The organism is Micromonospora sp. NPDC052213 (genome assembly GCF_040679695.1).
Lineage (GTDB): Bacteria > Actinomycetota > Actinomycetes > Mycobacteriales > Micromonosporaceae > Micromonospora.
Genome location: NZ_JBFAVI010000031.1, coordinates 1 through 14,984 on the forward strand (window position 1 = coordinate 1; position 14,984 = coordinate 14,984).

The following is a 14,984-nucleotide window of genomic DNA, read 5'->3' on the forward strand; positions in this document are numbered from 1 at the left end:
CGTGGGGGTTCTTTCTCTATTCCCCCCGGGTCCCCGCCTCGCCCGGCTCCGGGCGGTCAGGCTTGATCCCTCCGCCGGGCACGGCAGGCCCCAGCCGTCGGTGGTCGCGGTCCGCGGATCGGTATCTGCACACGACTAGGGAAGATCTTCTGATGAGTGGTTTTGCGGCGGTTGACGTCATCCGGGTCAAGCGGGACGGGGGTGTGCTCTCCGACGCGCAGATCGACTGGGTGGTGGACGCGTACACCCGGGGGCTGGTCGCCGACGAGCAGATGTCGGCGTTGGCCATGGCGATCCTGCTGCGTGGCATGACCGCGCCGGAGATCGCCCGGTGGACCGCCGCGATGATCGCCAGCGGGGAGCGGCTCGACCTCTCCGCCGTCGACCGGCCGACCGTCGACAAGCACTCCACCGGCGGCGTCGGCGACAAGATCACCCTCCCGCTGACCCCGTTGGTGGCGGCGTGCGGCGCGGCCGTGCCGCAGCTCAGCGGCCGTGGCCTCGGCCACACCGGCGGCACGCTCGACAAGCTGGAGTCCATCCCCGGCTGGCGGGCGGCGCTGCGCAACGAGGAGTTCATCGCCCAGCTCCGGGACGTGGGGGCGGTGATCTGCGCGGCCGGCGCGGGGCTCGCCCCGGCCGACCGCAAGCTGTACGCGCTGCGCGACGTGACCGGCACCGTCGAGGCCATCCCGCTGATCGCCAGCTCGATCATGAGCAAGAAGATCGCCGAGGGCACCGGGGCGCTGGTGCTCGACGTGAAGGTCGGCTCCGGCGCGTTCATGAAGTCCGTCGAGCAGGCCCGCGAGCTGGCCCGGACGATGGTGGAGCTGGGCGGCGCGCACGGCGTGCGGACCGTCGCCCTGCTCACCGACATGTCGACCCCGCTCGGCCTGGCCATCGGCAACGCCGTCGAGGTGACCGAGTCGGTCGAGGTGCTGGCCGGGGGCGGCCCCGCCGACGTGGTCGAGCTGACCCTGGCGCTGGCCCGCGAGATGCTCGACGCGGCCGGGCTGCCGGACGCCGACCCGGAGGCCGCGCTGCGCGACGGCCGGGCGATGGACTCCTGGCGCGCGATGATCCGCGCCCAGGGCGGCGACCCGGACGCCCCGATGCCCACCGCGAACGAGGTCGAGGTGGTCCGCGCGGACGCGGACGGCTTCGTCGCCTCGGTCGACGCGTACGCCATGGGGGTGGCCGCCTGGCGGCTCGGCGCCGGACGGGCGCGCAAGGAGGACCCGGTCAGCGTGCCGGCGGGGGTGGTGCTGCACAAGCGGCCCGGCGACCCGGTGCGGGCCGGCGACCCCCTCTACGAGCTGCGCGCGGAGCACGCCGCCCGGATTCCGGCGGCGCGGGAGGACGCCGCGCGGGCGGTGCGGATCTCGCCGACCGCGCCCGCCGCGACGCCGTTGGTCATCGAGCGCATCGGCTGAGCGGGGCGGTCGCCGGGGCGGCATGGTGCCGGCCGGCTCGGAGCGCTATCCTCCCTGGCCAGGGGGACAACCGGCGCCGAGTCGTCGCGAGCAGACAGGACATTTCCGCCGTGACCGTACCTGCCCCCGATCCGCGGGAGGTGCGTGAGGCGAGCCTGGACGAGTTGTCCCGGCTGCGTCTCCCGCTGCCGCCACCCCAGTTCCCGCTCGTGTGGGAGCCCGGCGACCAGATCGAACTGCGACCCACCGCGGAGATCGAGGCCCGGATCGCCGTGCTGCACCTGATCCTCGCGCGCTGCTTCGGGATGCCGCCGCAGGCCGCGATGAGCTGGCTGCTCACCTCGCACCTGGTCGAGATGGTCACGCCGCCGGAGTTCCAGTTCGTGACCGGCGGCAAGGGCGACCACCGGTCGTTCGTGCTGCACCACGACGCGCTCTTCGCGCTGGCCTGGGTGCTCGGCCTGACCAAGCAGCTCGACCCGACCCTGCCGGTGGACGAGCGGCTGGTGGAGCGGATGCCGCACATCCCCGGCGGGGAGACCTTCGGCCAGTGGCGTGCCCGGATCCTCGCGGCCCCGCAGCACCCCGCCGACGCGGCCGCGCTGCTCGACCTGCACTACTGCCTGGACTGGGCGTACCTGGAGACGGAGCGGGCGGGCCGCACGCCGCCCGGCCTGGTCGACGCCAACGCCATCGGCCAGCGCCGCTGGGCGCTGGAGTGGGCGGTGATCCTGCGGGGGCCCTACCACGACGAGCCCCCGGGCTGGGAAGAGGTCGACCTCTCCACCTGACCCGCCGGTCGGCCGGGGGCCTCGCCACCCCGACCTGCCGGGTCAGCGCGGGGCCGGCCGCCAGACGGTGAGGTCCACCGCGACGGTCACCCGGACCGGCTCGGGCAGCGCGGCGACCCGGGCGGCGAGCCCGGTCGGGTCGGTGTGCCACGCGCTCGGGCCCATCCCGACCAGCGTCGCGACCTCCGGCCCGGTCAGCGCCAGCTCCCGCCGGTGCCCGGTCGACGCCACCTGCGCGAAGCGCCCGCCCAGGCTCTCGGCGACCCGGTCCGCCTTGGCCGGGTCCACCCGGAGCAGGCCGAGCGCGCCGACCAGCTCGGCGAGGTGCTCCTCGGCCGGCGTCACCACCAGCAGGGACCCGGCCGGGTCGAGGACCCGGTGGAACTCCGCGCCGTTGCGCGGGGCGAAGACGTTCAGCAGCACGGCGGTGCCGGCGTCGGCCAGCGGCAGCCGCTGCCAGGTGTCGGCCAGCGCCGCCGCCGCGCGGGGATGCGCCCGCGCCGCCCGGCGCAGTGCCGGCTTCGACACGTCCAGGGCCAGACCCACCGCGTCCGGCAGCGCCGCCAGCACCGCCGCGAGGTGCCGGCCGGTCCCCGCGCCGGCGTCCACCACCAGGGGGTACGCCTCGGGCCGCGCCGCGCGGACCCGGTCCGCGGCCTCCGTCGCGGCGGTGGCGAGCGCGGTCGAGATCAGGTCGTAGTGGCCGGCGGCCAGGAAGTCGGCGCGGGCGGCCACCATCTCGGCGGTGTCCCCGGCGTGCGGGGCGCGGCCGGCGAGCAGGTTGACGTAGCCCTGCCGGGCGACGTCGAAGCTGTGCCGGCGGGGGCAGCGCAGCGCGGTGGCGGTGCCGGCGGCGGCCTCCGCCAGCGGCTCGGCGCAGACCGGGCAGCGGAGCCGGTCGACGACACGGGTGTCCACGTCAGGCGTCCAGGTACGTCAGCACCGCGCGTACCCGCCGGTGGTCGTCGTCGCAGTCGCGCAGGTCGAGCTTGGTGAAGATCGAGTTGATGTGTTTGCTGACCGCCTTCTCGGTGACCACCAGGCGCTGCGCGATCGCGCCGTTGGAGCGTCCCTCGGCCATCAGCGCCAGCACCTCGTGCTCGCGGGGGGTGAGCCGGCCCAGCGGCGCGGCGTGGGCCGGCCGGGCGAGCAGCTGCGAGACCACCTCGGGGTCCATCGCCATGCCGCCCCCGGCCACCCGGTGCACCGCGGCGACGAACTGCGCGACGTCGGCCACCCGGTCCTTGAGCAGGTAGCCCACCGCGCCCGCGCCGTCGGAGAGCAGCTCCCGGGCGTAGAGCTGCTCGACGTACTGGGAGAGGACCAGCACCGGCAGGCCGGGCACCCGGGCGCGGGCGGCCAGCGCCGCCCGCAGCCCCTCGTCGGTGTGCCCGGGCGGCAGCCGGACGTCCACCACGGCGACGTCGGGGCGGTGCTCCAGCAGGGCGGCGAGCAGGTCGTCGCCGGTCTCCACGGCGGCCACCACCTCGTCGCCGTACGCGGTGAAGAGCCGGATCAGCCCGTCGCGCAGCAGCACCAGGTCCTCGGCGATCACGATGCGCACGGCAGCTCCACGTCCACCACGGTAGGCCCACCGTCCGGGGAGCTGATCCGCACCCGGCCGTCGAAGACCGCGAGCCGCCGCCGGATGCCGGCCAGGCCCGTGCCCCGCGCCGGGTCGGCACCGCCCCGACCGTCGTCGGAGACGGTCAGCCGGACCGTGCCGTCGACCCGGTGCAGCCGCACCGCCACCCGGGCCGCGCCGCTGTGCCGGGCGGCGTTGGTGATCAGCTCGGCGACGGTGAAGTAGAGCGCCGACTCCAGCGGCGGCGCCAGCCGCTCGGGCAGGTCGACGTCCAGGTCGACCGGGAGGGCCGCGCCGAGGGCGAGGGCGGCGACGCCCCCGGCGAGCCCCCGGTCCGCCAGCACCGGCGGGTGGATGCCGCGGACGACGTCGCGCAGCTCGGACAGGGCGGTGCCGGCGGCGGAGCGGGCCTCGGTGACCAGCCCACGGGCCGCCTCCGGGTCCCGGGCCAGCAGTTCCTCGGCGAGGCCGAGGTTCATCGCCATCGCGACCAGCCGCGCCTGCGCGCCGTCGTGCAGGTCGCGCTCGATCCGGCGCAGCTCGGCCGCCTGGGCGTCGACGGTCTGGGCGCGGGTGTCGGCCAGCTCCTCCACCCGCTCGGCGAGGGCCGCCCGGGCGGTCGGCGCGAGCAGCGCCCGGGTCAGCCGGTGCTCCAGGTGGAGCAGCCCCCGGGGCAGCCAGTACGCCCCGACCCCCACCAGCAGCGCGAGCACCACGGCCAGCGCGGCGTTGCGCAGCGAGTCGATCGGCAGGCCGAGGAAGTTGTCGACCGCGCCGGGCGCCACCGTGTGGATCAGCGGCAGGGCGAGGCCCTGCACGACGCCGAGCCAGAGCCCCACGGCCAGCACCACGGCGACCGGGGCGAGGCAGAAGTGGGCGAACAGGAACGCCAGGTCCCGATAGGTGGCCGGATCCCCGGCCGCCGTCCGCAACCGGGCCGCCAGCCCGCCGGTCACCGGCCGGTACGGGGACCGGACCGGTGGGCCCGGCACCCGGCGGCGCTGCCGGTCCAGCAGCGTCCGGGTGCCGGCGAGGGTGCGGTCGAGCAGGGGGAGGCCGACGCCGAGCAGGCTGAGCCCGGCGGTGAGGAGCGTGGCCAGCGCGAACCCGATGCCCGCCCCGGCCAGCCCCGCCGCGACGGCCAACTGGTGCAGCTCCCGCCATGCCCGCCGCACCCCACTCATCGGGCCATTGTCCCAGCCGGCGCGGCGTCCCCCGTCGGCGCGGGGACCGGTCCGGCCTCCGGCGCGACGCCCGGCAGGGGAGCGGGGCCGGGTCGGGGGCGGGTACGGGCCGGCCAGAAGGCGGCCCGACCGGTGAGCGCGGCCAGCGCCGGCACCAGGAGCCAGGAGAGCCCGAACGTCGAGATCAGCACGCCGACCGCGACGGCGAGCCCGATCTGGGCCAGCATCGGCGACGCCACGAGCACCCCGAAGCTGCCGGCCAGGATGACCCCGGCGGCGGCGACCGCCGGGCCGGCCCGGCGTACCGCCTCCGCGGCGGCCTGACGGGGCGGCCGTCCCGCGCGCAGTTCCTCCCGGAACCGGGCGATCATCAGGATGTTGTAGTCGGTCCCGATCGCGGTGACGAAGAGGAACACGACCAGCGGCAGTTGGAAGTTGAGCCCCGACTGGCCGCCGAGGACCTGGAACACCAGCACGCTGGTGCCGAGGGTGGCGGCGAACCCGAGCGCGACCGCCGCGAGCAGGCCCAGCGAGGCGAGCAGGCCGCGCAGCATCAGCAGCAGGAGCAGCCCGATCAGCCCGGCGGCCACCGGGAGGATCAGCCGGAGGTCCTCGTCGAGCACGGTCCGGATGTCGGCGAAGGTGGCGGTCTCCCCACCGACGTACGCCCGGGTGCCGGGCGGTGCGGCGGCGTGCGCGGCCGGGCGTAGCTGGTTCTCCACCGCATCCATCGCCCGCTGCGAGTACGGGGGCTCGGTGAGCAGCAGCCGCACCAGGGCCACGTCCCCCTCGATCTCGACCCCGCCCGGGGCCGCCACGATCGGCACCTCGGCGAGGCGTGCGGCGAACCGTTCGGTGGTGGCCGCGTCCACCCCGGTGCCGGTGAGGTACACGACCGTCGGGGAGAGCGTCCCGGCGGGCAGGCCCGAGTGGAGCCACTCCAGCGCCCGGGCCGACTCGGAGCCGGGTGGCAACGTGTCGAGTTCGTAGCTGGGCCGGAGCTGCAGCGCGCCGAGACCGAGCAGCAGGAGGGCGGCGACCGTGGCCAGCGCGACCCGGGCCGGCCGGCGGGCGACCAGGCGGGCGGTCCGGGCCGACCGCCCGGTCGCCTCGTCGCCGCCGTGGCCCGGCGTCGACCCGGCACCCGGCGCGACCAGCTTCGCCGGCCACCAGCCCCGGCGGCCGAGCAGTGAGTAGACCGCGGGGAACAGGGTCAGCGCGGCGGCCACCATGAGCAGGACGGCGACGGCCAGCGCCGGGCCGAGCACCTGGAAGGAGGCGAGCCGGGAGAGCACCAGCGCGCCGAACGCCACCGCCACGACCAGCGCGGACACCGTGACCACCCCGCCGATCCGGCTGGCCGCGTGGACCATCGCGGTACGGCGGTCGTCGCCGGCCCGGAGACGTTCCCGGTAGCGGAAGAGCAGGAAGACGGCGTAGTCGGTGCCGATGCCGAGCAGCACGACCGGAAGCAGGCCCGTGGTGGAGGCGTCCAGGGCGTATCCGAAGACCTTCCCGCCCAGGGCGAGCAGCCCGGCGGCGGCCTGCGCGACCAGCAGCACGAGGAACAGGTTGAGCAGCGCGATCGCCGGGCTGCGGAAGACGACCAGCAGCAGGACCAGGATCACCAGCATCATGGCGCCGTGGACGATCATGTCGAGCAGGAAGCTGTCGGCCGCGCCGGCGGCCTGCCCGGTCCAGCCACCGACCAGGCCGGTTCCCGCCAGCGCGTCGTCGGTGGCCGCCCGCAGCCGCTTGACCGTCTGGACGGTCGTCTCCGCGTGCGCGGCGTCGGGCAGGCGCGCCTCGGCCAGGCGGAGCCGCCCGTCCGGGGCGGTCGCGCCGGCGGTCACCCCGGTGACGCCGACGACCCGCAGTTGCTGCGGCAGCCGGTCGATCCGGGCGCTGTCGTCGGCGGTCAGTGCCGCCCCGTCGGCCCGTCGGACGACCAGCACCGCGCTGCTGCCCGGTGGTTCGGGGAAGATCCGGGATCCGATCGCGGCGGCCCGCGCGGACTCGTACCGGTCGGGCAGGAACTCGGCCTGGCTGTCGGCGGGCCGAGGTCCCTCCGGCCCGTAGACGGCGTAGGTGGCGGCGGTCAGCGCGGCGATGGCGAGCAGCCAGCCGGCGATCACCCGCCCCGGACGCCGGACCACCGCCGTGGCCAATGTCGTGAACACGTGCAACTCTCCCCGCGTCGGCTTCTGGTGACGCCAGTGACGCTAGGCAGCCGGACGGGTCACTTCGATGGTGCGCGCACGCCGGTCGGATGGTGGTGCCTGCACCACCATCGGTTCACCGTCGGGCCCGGTCCATCCCGGTCAGGTGGTCGACCACGCGGTGGGTCAGCGCGTCCAGCGCGGCGACCTCGTCGGGGGTCAGCAGGTCGATGAGGTGCCGGCGGACGGCCGCCACGTGGCCCGGGGCGGCGGCCTCGATCGCGCGCCGGCCCTCGGGGGTGAGCGCGACGACCGCGCCCCGGCCGTCCGTCGCGCACTCCTCGCGGGTGACCAGGCCGCGCTGCTGCATCCGGGTGAGGTGGTGGGAGAGCCGGCTGCGGGACCAGAGCATCCGGTCGGCCAGCTCGCTGAGCCGCAGCCGCTGGTCGGGGGTCTCCGAGAGGTCGGACAGGACGTCGTAGTCCGGCTCGGACAGGCCCGCGTCCCGCGCGAGCTCGCGGGCCAGCTCCAGGTCGAGCAGGCGGCGCATCCGCCGGTAGCCCCGCCAGGCGCGCTGCTCCCGGTCGTCGAGCCAGCGTGGTTGCTCCATGCCGTCATCGTAGCCATCTGGTTGACATGTCATCAACCGGCTCCTAGGGTGCGTGACATGTCAACCAGATTGCCCGCCATGCCCCGTCCGAACGTCATCGTCGCCAGCACCCGACCCGGCCGGGTGGGCCGCCGGCCCGGCGACGGGTTCACCGAGGTCGCCGTCCGGCACGGCGCCTTCGGCGAGGTACGCCTCGTCGAACTCGGTCACCCCTGCCACGACGAGCCGCACCACCCGTCCGAGGGGCGCCACCTGCACCGGCGCACCCGGGAGTGGAGCGAGACCGGCGACGCCGCCCGCGCCCCGCTGCGGGTGTCGGCGTGACCGCCCGCCTGTGGGAGTTGTTCGGCGAACGCGGCCGGGGCGTGCTGGTCACCCTGCGCCGGGACGGCCGACCGCAGCTCTCCAACGTCGACTACCTGGCCGAGCCCGGCCTGATCCGGTGCTCCACCACCGCCGGCCGGGCCAAGGTGCGCAACCTGCGCCGCGACCCCCGGGTCAGCTTCCACGTCACCACGGCCGACGGCGGGGCGTACGCCGTGGCGGAGGGGACGGCCGCGCTCACCCCGCCGGCGGCGGCGCCCGACGACGCCACCGTCGAGGAACTGGTCGAGGTCTACCGGCGGATCCGCGGCGAGCACCCCGACTGGGCCGACTACCGGGCGGCGATGGTCGCCGACGGCCGGCTGGTGCTCCGGCTCCCCGTCGACCGGCTCTACGGCTGGCGCCCCTGACCGGCGCGGCGTCGCCCGGTCCGGCCGTGGCACCGGCGGCCTCCCGGGGCGTGACCCCGGCCCCTGCCGGTCGTGTGGGCCGGGACGGCGGGGCCGACTAGGGTCTGGGCATGGTCGCGACAATCCGGTACGAGGACATCGTCAAGGTCCCGAAGGCGCTGCTGCACGATCACCTCGACGGCGGCCTGCGGCCGGCGACAATCGTCGAGCTGGCCGCCGAGGCAGGCCACGAGCTGCCCACCACCGACCCCGAGGCGCTCGGCCGGTGGTTCGTCGAGGCGGCCAACTCCGGCTCCCTGGAGCGCTACCTGGAGACGTTCGCGCACACCGTCGCCGTCATGCAGACCGCGCCGGCGCTGCGCCGGGTGGCCCGGGAGTGCGCGCAGGACCTGGCCGCCGACGGGGTGGTCTACGCCGAGGTGCGGTTCGCCCCCGAGCAGCACCTGGAACGGGACCTGACCCTGGACGAGGTGGTGGAGGCGGTGCTGGCCGGCTTCGCCGAGGGCAGCGCGCTGGCCGCCGAGGCGGGCACCCCCATCCGGGTCGGCACCCTGCTCACCGCCATGCGGCACGCCGCCCGGTCGCAGGAGATCGCCGAGTTGGCCGTCCGGCACCGGGACGTCGGGGTGGTCGGCTTCGACATCGCCGGCGCCGAGGCCGGCTTCCCGCCCACCCGGCACCTGGACGCCTTCGAGTACCTCCAGCGGGAGAACTTCCACTTCACCATCCACGCCGGCGAGGCGTTCGGCCTGCCGTCGATCTGGCAGGCGATCCAGTGGTGCGGGGCGGACCGGCTCGGTCACGGGGTGCGGATCGTCGACGACATCACCCCCGGCCCGGAGCCGGTGCTCGGCCGGCTGGCCGCGTACGTGCGGGACAAGCGCATCCCGCTGGAGCTGTGCCCGTCGTCGAACGTGCAGACCGGCGCCGCCGCCTCGATCGCCGACCACCCGATCGGGCTGCTGCGGGACCTGCGCTTCCGGGTGACGGTGAACACCGACAACCGGCTGATGAGCGGCACCTCGATGTCGCGGGAGATGGCCCTGCTGGCGGACGCCTTCGGCTACGGCTGGAAGGAACTCCAGTGGTTCACCATCAACGCGATGAAGAGCGCCTTCATCCCGTTCGACGAGCGGCTGAAGATCATCGACGAGGTGATCAAGCCGGCGTACGCCAAGCTGCTGGGCTGAGCGCGGGCCGCGCGGCCGGCGTCACGGGCGGTGCGGGTGGCCGGCGAGCAGGCCGGCCACCCGGCGCAACACCTCGCCCGCCCGGGCGGCCTCCGCGCCGAGGCCGGTCTGCCGGCGCAGCACGGCCGGCTCGCTGCGCAGCAGCGTCAGCCCCCGGCGCACCAGCACCCGGGGCGCCTTGCGCTGCTCGGCGAGGTCGCGGGCCAGCCGGCGCACGAAGGTCGCGCCGCGCGGCCGGCGCAGGGCGTACGCCCCGGCGAGCAGCCCCCGCCGGCGGCACTCCTCGACGATGTCGGCAGCGAAAATCCCTTCGGCAACGAAAAGTGGCGAACCAGCTATGTCGAATGGCCGGGTGGACACGCGGCGGTCCTCACCGATCGCATAAACCGGCACATCGGCCTTGCCCTCCCTGGCCAGTCGGGCAATCGTTTCCACGGCCGCTTCGGCGTCCCAGGACCGGGGTGACTCCCAGTCGACCAGGCCGTCGCGTCGCGGCAATGTAGGGTCGTCGCCGTCCTTGTAGAAGTCGTCCAGGCAGAGCACCGGGAGGCCAGTTCGCTGCGCTATGTACGACTTTCCCGAGCCGGAAGGGCCGGCGAGCAGGACAACGCGGTGGGGGTGATCCATTACCTTCAGTGACTCCGGCCAGACGGACTGCGATCAAATTGCATCAACATCTCATCACACCTCGAGTGACGGCCAACCTGGGCTTTCTCTTTGAGGGGTAGCGTGATGGAATCTCGGATGGTCCGACCCGCCGGGTCGGCCGCTGGGCGTTGCCCGAGGGCGACGCGGACGCATAATCGCGAGGGCGGTGACGTGAGCAAACGGCCAAAGACGGCGGGCTCCTTCCTGTCGCGGCTGCGCCGGCCGGCCGGCCGGCTCCGCGACATGCCGATCTGGTCCAAGCTCGGTCTCATCATGATCGTGCCGACCATCGCCACGGTCGTCGTGGGCACCAGCGGTCTGGTGGACCACCTGGAGACCCTCAACAATGCCAACCGCGCCGGTGACCTGGCCAATCTTGTCGGCTACTCGGGTGACCTGGTCGACACGCTCCAGGACGAACGGACCAACGCGCTGCGCCTGCTGGGCGTGCCGAAGGGGCAGGACGCGGCCCGCTTCAAGCAGGCGTACGAGGAGGCCAACGGCCGGGTCGACAAGGCATGGGGCCCGTACTCCCAGCAGCGGGGCAAGGTCGAGGACCTCCCGGCCAACCTCGAGACCCTGCTGCGCGAGATCGACCAGACCCTGACCGACCTTTCCGGCACCCGCAGCCAGGTCTTCAACGGCAAGCTCGGGCTCGTCCCCGCGATGCAGGCGTACGACGGCCTGATCGACAACCTGCTGAGCGTCCGCGACTCGGCCACCCAGCTCGCCGGCGACAACGACCTGAGCGACCAGATGCGCGCCGCGACCGCCACCGCCCGGAACAAGGAGTTCCTGTCCCGCCGCCGGGACGTGGTGCACCGCGCGTTCATCCAGCAGCGGCTCACACCGAACCTGCGCAACGAGTACATCGCCGCCAGCACCGGCTCCAGCCAGTGGCTGCAGAGCTTCCGGGTGGTGGCCTCCCAGTCCGAGCAGGAGTACTACGCGCAGGTGGTCGCCGGCCCCGACCTGCGCGAGGCGAACACCTACAACAGCTGGCTCAACGGCATCACCACCGCCGACACCCTGACCGGCGCGCCGTTCGACGCGGACGAGTGGGACGCGGCCATGGTGGCCAACGCCAAGCTCATCCGCACGGTCGAGTCGAAGATCGACGGCGACGTCGTTGCGGTCGCCGACGACCTGCGCTCGGACGTGCAGCGCCAGGTGTTCCTGGAGACCGGCCTGCTGCTCAGCATGCTGCTGCTGGCCATCCTCTTCGCCTACCTCGTCGCCCGCTCGATGGCCCGCTCGCTGCGCGACCTGCGGCAGGGCGCCCTCTCGATCGCCCAGTACGGCCTGCCCCAGGCGGTGGCCCGGCTGCGCGACCCCCAGGTCACCGGCCAGCTCTCCCCGGTGCAGCTCGCCAACCAGATCGCCGAGCCGCTGCCGGTGCGCAGCAAGGACGAGTTCGGCCAGGTGACGGAGGCGTTCAACGCGGTCCACCTGGAGGCCGTCCGCACCGCCGCCGAGCAGGCCGCGCTGCGCGCGTCCGTCGCCACGATGTTCGTCAACCTGGCCCGCCGGTCGCAGATCCTGGTCGACCGCCTGATCGGTCACCTGGACCGGCTGGAGCGCGGCGAGGAGGACCCGGACCGGCTGGCCGAGCTGTTCCAGCTCGACCACCTGGCCACCCGGATGCGCCGCAACGACGAGAACCTGCTGGTGCTCGCCGGCGCCGACTCCACCCGCGTGCAGCGCGAGCCGGCCGCGCTGATCGACGTGCTCCGGGCCGCCCAGTCCGAGGTCGAGCACTACACCCGGATCGAGTTCGGGGTGATCGACCGGGACATCGAGGTCGCCGCGCACGCCGTCAACGACATGGTGCACCTGGTCGCCGAGCTGTTCGACAACGCCACCGCGTTCTCGCCGCCGGACTCGCACGTCATGGTCGAGGCCCGCCGGGTCGGCGACCGCGCGTCGCTCTACGTCGAGGACCGGGGCATCGGCATCAGCCCCGAGCAGCTCAACGAGCTCAACGAGCGTCTCGCCACGCCACCGCAGGTGGACGTGGCGGTCTCGCGGATGATGGGCCTGGTCGTGGTCGCCCGGCTGGCGTCCCGCCACGGCGTCAAGGTCGAGCTGCGTCCCGGCACCGACCGGGGCACCGTCGCCGAGGTGGTCATGCCCACGTCGGTGCTCGTGCCCCGGGCCCTCTCCGGCCGCCCGCAGTCGTCGCCCGCCCTGCCCGCCTCCGGCGCCCCGTCGTCCGGCCCGGCCTTCGGCGGGCCGTCCTCCGGTCCCGCCCCGGCCTTCGGCGGGCCGTCGTCCGGCTCGGCCCCGGCCTTCGGCGCGCTGCCGGCGCTCGGCAGCCGCCCGGCCAACCCGCCGCCGACCCAGCGCCCCGGCGAGTCCGGCAACCAGGTCACCCTGGGCGGTCGGCCGTTCGACCCGGCGCCGCGTAACGGGGCCGGCACGTCGGCCTCGACGGGTGGGACGCGGTCCATGCCGGCCTGGTCCGACCTGACCGGCGCCAGCGGCACCACCAACGGCGAGGCATTCCGGCCGCGCACCTCCAACGGCCAGCCGATCGACCCGCTGCCGCAGCGGCGGTCCAGCGACGACCCCGACGCGACCGGCCAGCAGTCCGCCGTCCCGCGGCAGCTGCCCAGCAGCCCCGAGGCCCGGCCCTACTCGGCTCCGCCGACCTCCGCGCCGCCGGCGCCCTACGCGGGCCCGCCGGTGTCGACCCCGCCGATTCCCTACTCCGCGCCCCCGGTGTCCAGCCCGCCGGTCTCCGGCATGCCGGTCTCGGCGTCGCCGGTCTCCGGCCATCCTGTCTCGGCGTCGCCGGTCTCCGGCCACCCGGTCTCCGCCGCGCCGTTCTCCGGCCCGCCGGTCTCGGCGCCGCCGAGCGGTCCGCTGCCGCAGCGCCCGGTCCCCGGCGCGCAGGGCCCAGCCACGCCGGCACCGCCGGCCTGGCCGCCGGTCGCCGGGGCGGAGCGTGACACCGTGACCCCACCGGTGCCCGAGCGCCTCGCCGCCGCGCTGGACATGACCACCGAGCTGCCGCGGGTGCCGCGCCCCGGCGCGGAGCACCCGGCCGCCCCGGCGCCGGAGCCGGCTGCCGCGCCGGCCCGGCCGCCCGCCCCGCAGCAGGCCCAGAACCGGCAGCGGTACGCGGACGAGACGATGGAGCTGCCGATCTTCCGGGAGCTCGAGTCGGCCTGGTTCCGGACCCGTCGGCCGGGCCCGGAGGAGGCGGCAGCGCCCGCCGCGAAGACGGCGGCCAACGGCGCCGCGACCCAGCAGTTCGCCCGGGTCGACGCCGGCGGTCCGGGCCCGCAGCAGACACCACTCGGGACAGGTAACGCACCGATGGCAGAGAAGCCGACGGCCGGAGGAGCGCCGCGCGAGAACGGATCGGTCAACGGGGCTGCCCGCCCCGGTGTCGCCGACAGCTTCGGTTATCGCCGGCCCTCGCAGCAGCAGGGCAGCGGCTGGCAGACCGCCGCCGACGACGGGTGGCGGGCGGCTTCGGCGGCGACCGAGGTGCCGGTGGCGGCGACCACCTCGACGGGGCTGCCCAAGCGCACCCCCATGGCACAGTTGGTGCCGGGGGCGGTGGAGAAGCCCGCCACCTCCGTGCAGCGGCGCACGCCGGAGGGTGTCCGTGGCCTGCTCTCGGCATACCACCGGGGCGTGCAGCGGGGGCGTACACATCCGTCGGACAGCAACCCGACCAACCCGGAGGCGACTCCGGGAGGGCAGCAATCCTCGCAGTCTGGCTCAGGCCCGGTGGCCGGGAGCAGGCAGAAGGAGCAAGAAGGATGACAACTACGCAGGATCTCGGTTGGCTGCTGGCCAACTTCGCGGACCGGGTGCCCGGCGTCGCGCACGCGGTCGCCGTCTCCGCGGACGGCCTGCTCCTCGCGTCGTCTCGGGACCTCCCGCGTGACCGGGCCGACCAGTTGGCCGCGATCGCGTCCGGCCTGGTCAGCCTCACCCAGGGCGCGGCCCGCTGCTTCGAGGGAGGCGCGGTGCTGCAGACGGTGGTCGAGATGGACAACGGCTTCCTGTTCCTGATGTCCATCTCGGACGGCTCGTCGTTCGCGGTGCTCGCCGCCCGCAGCAGCGACGTCGGGCAGGTCGGCTACGAGATGGCCCTGCTGGTCGACCGGGTGGGCGACGCGTTGACCCCGCAGCCGCGTGCGGCCGCGGGCATGCTGGGCTGACGACCTGCTGACCGGTGAGGTCGGCGGGGCGACAACGACAACGACGGGCTCCATCCGGAGCCGGTGCCGGGTGCGAAGGAGGTGAGCGGCGACATGGCCGATCGTGACGAACCGACCGGAGCGTTGGTCCGTCCATACGCCGTGACCCGCGGTCGTACCCGCCCCCGTCTCGACATCGCGTTGGAGGCGCTCGTCGAGACGACGGTGCGCGGCCGGGCCGCTGCCAATGGCAACGGCGGCCAGGGTCGCGAGCACCAGTACATCGCCGCGCTGTGTGACGGACGTGTGCAGTCGCTCGCCGAGATCGCGGCGCGGATGCAGCTCCCGCTCGGTGTGGCCCGGGTGCTCATCGCCGACATGGCGACGGACGGCCTGGTCGCGGTCCACGAGCCGACCATTCTGGACGACTCGGACGACGCGGTGGGCACTGAACTGCTGGAGAGGGTGCTGAGTGGACTTCGCAGGCTCTGAC

General features: G+C 74.8%; 14 protein-coding genes. 8 read left to right on the top strand and 6 right to left on the bottom strand.

What is annotated here, in order from left to right; all coding sequences use genetic code 11:
* Nucleotides 1–152 precede the first annotated feature (152 nt).
* Both AB0L34_RS10770 and AB0L34_RS10775 read left to right on the top strand, forming a co-directional pair.
* Nucleotides 153–1,433 (top strand): thymidine phosphorylase, encoded by a 1,281-nt coding sequence (locus AB0L34_RS10770; RefSeq protein ID WP_363703811.1) that lies wholly within the window; start codon nucleotides 153–155, stop codon nucleotides 1,431–1,433.
* 110 nt (nucleotides 1,434–1,543) lie between these two features.
* Nucleotides 1,544–2,224 (top strand): DUF4272 domain-containing protein, encoded by a 681-nt coding sequence (locus AB0L34_RS10775; RefSeq protein ID WP_357457322.1) that lies wholly within the window; start codon nucleotides 1,544–1,546, stop codon nucleotides 2,222–2,224.
* A 42-nt stretch (nucleotides 2,225–2,266) separates the two neighbouring features.
* Here the strand turns inward: AB0L34_RS10775 and AB0L34_RS10780 are convergent, their stop codons facing one another.
* The 5 genes from AB0L34_RS10780 to AB0L34_RS10800 all read right to left on the bottom strand — a co-directional run bounded on the left by AB0L34_RS10780 (nucleotide 2,267) and on the right by AB0L34_RS10800 (nucleotide 7,762).
* Nucleotides 2,267–3,142 (bottom strand): putative RNA methyltransferase, encoded by an 876-nt coding sequence (locus AB0L34_RS10780; protein WP_363703813.1) that lies wholly within the window; start codon nucleotides 3,140–3,142, stop codon nucleotides 2,267–2,269.
* 1 nt (nucleotide 3,143) lies between these two features.
* The gene (locus AB0L34_RS10785) at nucleotides 3,144–3,788 is read right to left on the bottom strand and encodes a response regulator transcription factor (RefSeq protein WP_350712079.1); all 645 of its coding nucleotides are present in this window, start codon (nucleotides 3,786–3,788) and stop codon (nucleotides 3,144–3,146) included.
* On the bottom strand, nucleotides 3,776–4,993 hold the full coding sequence (locus tag AB0L34_RS10790; protein ID WP_363703815.1) for a sensor domain-containing protein: 1,218 nt from the start codon (nucleotides 4,991–4,993) through the stop codon (nucleotides 3,776–3,778). Before AB0L34_RS10790 ends, AB0L34_RS10785 begins: the two co-directional genes overlap by 13 nt.
* Nucleotides 4,990–7,173 (bottom strand): MMPL family transporter, encoded by a 2,184-nt coding sequence (locus AB0L34_RS10795; protein ID WP_363703817.1) that lies wholly within the window; start codon nucleotides 7,171–7,173, stop codon nucleotides 4,990–4,992. The genes AB0L34_RS10790 and AB0L34_RS10795 overlap by 4 nt, the downstream gene beginning before the upstream one ends.
* Before the next feature lie 115 nt (nucleotides 7,174–7,288).
* Nucleotides 7,289–7,762, bottom strand: a complete 474-nt coding sequence (locus AB0L34_RS10800; RefSeq protein WP_357457330.1) for a MarR family transcriptional regulator — start codon at nucleotides 7,760–7,762, stop codon at nucleotides 7,289–7,291.
* Nucleotides 7,763–7,819: 57 nt separating this feature from the next.
* Between AB0L34_RS10800 and AB0L34_RS10805 the strand changes: the two genes are divergently transcribed.
* From AB0L34_RS10805 to AB0L34_RS10815, 3 genes are all read left to right on the top strand, one after another.
* Nucleotides 7,820–8,086, top strand: coding sequence for a hypothetical protein (locus AB0L34_RS10805; RefSeq protein ID WP_363703819.1), 267 nt, complete (start codon nucleotides 7,820–7,822; stop codon nucleotides 8,084–8,086).
* Nucleotides 8,083–8,496, top strand: a complete 414-nt coding sequence (locus AB0L34_RS10810; protein ID WP_363703821.1) for a PPOX class F420-dependent oxidoreductase — start codon at nucleotides 8,083–8,085, stop codon at nucleotides 8,494–8,496. The genes AB0L34_RS10805 and AB0L34_RS10810 overlap by 4 nt, the downstream gene beginning before the upstream one ends.
* A gap of 110 nt (nucleotides 8,497–8,606) precedes the next feature.
* Nucleotides 8,607–9,686 (top strand): adenosine deaminase, encoded by a 1,080-nt coding sequence (locus AB0L34_RS10815; protein ID WP_363703823.1) that lies wholly within the window; start codon nucleotides 8,607–8,609, stop codon nucleotides 9,684–9,686.
* 21 nt (nucleotides 9,687–9,707) lie between these two features.
* Here the strand turns inward: AB0L34_RS10815 and AB0L34_RS10820 are convergent, their stop codons facing one another.
* Nucleotides 9,708–10,046 carry a hypothetical protein gene (locus AB0L34_RS10820; RefSeq protein WP_350712086.1) on the bottom strand — a complete coding sequence of 113 codons (339 nt, stop codon included), beginning with the start codon at nucleotides 10,044–10,046 and terminating at the stop codon, nucleotides 9,708–9,710.
* Nucleotides 10,047–10,505: 459 nt separating this feature from the next.
* Here AB0L34_RS10820 and AB0L34_RS10825 point away from each other — a divergent pair, with 459 nt between their 5' ends.
* The 3 genes from AB0L34_RS10825 to AB0L34_RS10835 all read left to right on the top strand — a co-directional run bounded on the left by AB0L34_RS10825 (nucleotide 10,506) and on the right by AB0L34_RS10835 (nucleotide 14,983).
* A complete protein-coding gene (locus tag AB0L34_RS10825; protein ID WP_363703825.1) occupies nucleotides 10,506–14,111 on the top strand; it encodes a nitrate- and nitrite sensing domain-containing protein in 3,606 nt (1,201 codons plus the stop codon).
* Nucleotides 14,108–14,512 carry a roadblock/LC7 domain-containing protein gene (locus AB0L34_RS10830; RefSeq protein WP_007455462.1) on the top strand — a complete coding sequence of 135 codons (405 nt, stop codon included), beginning with the start codon at nucleotides 14,108–14,110 and terminating at the stop codon, nucleotides 14,510–14,512. The genes AB0L34_RS10825 and AB0L34_RS10830 overlap by 4 nt, the downstream gene beginning before the upstream one ends.
* A 93-nt stretch (nucleotides 14,513–14,605) precedes the next feature.
* Entirely contained in the window at nucleotides 14,606–14,983 is a 378-nt protein-coding gene (locus tag AB0L34_RS10835) for a DUF742 domain-containing protein (RefSeq protein WP_030329021.1), read from the top strand.
* The last annotated feature ends 1 nt before the right edge of the window (nucleotide 14,984 follow it).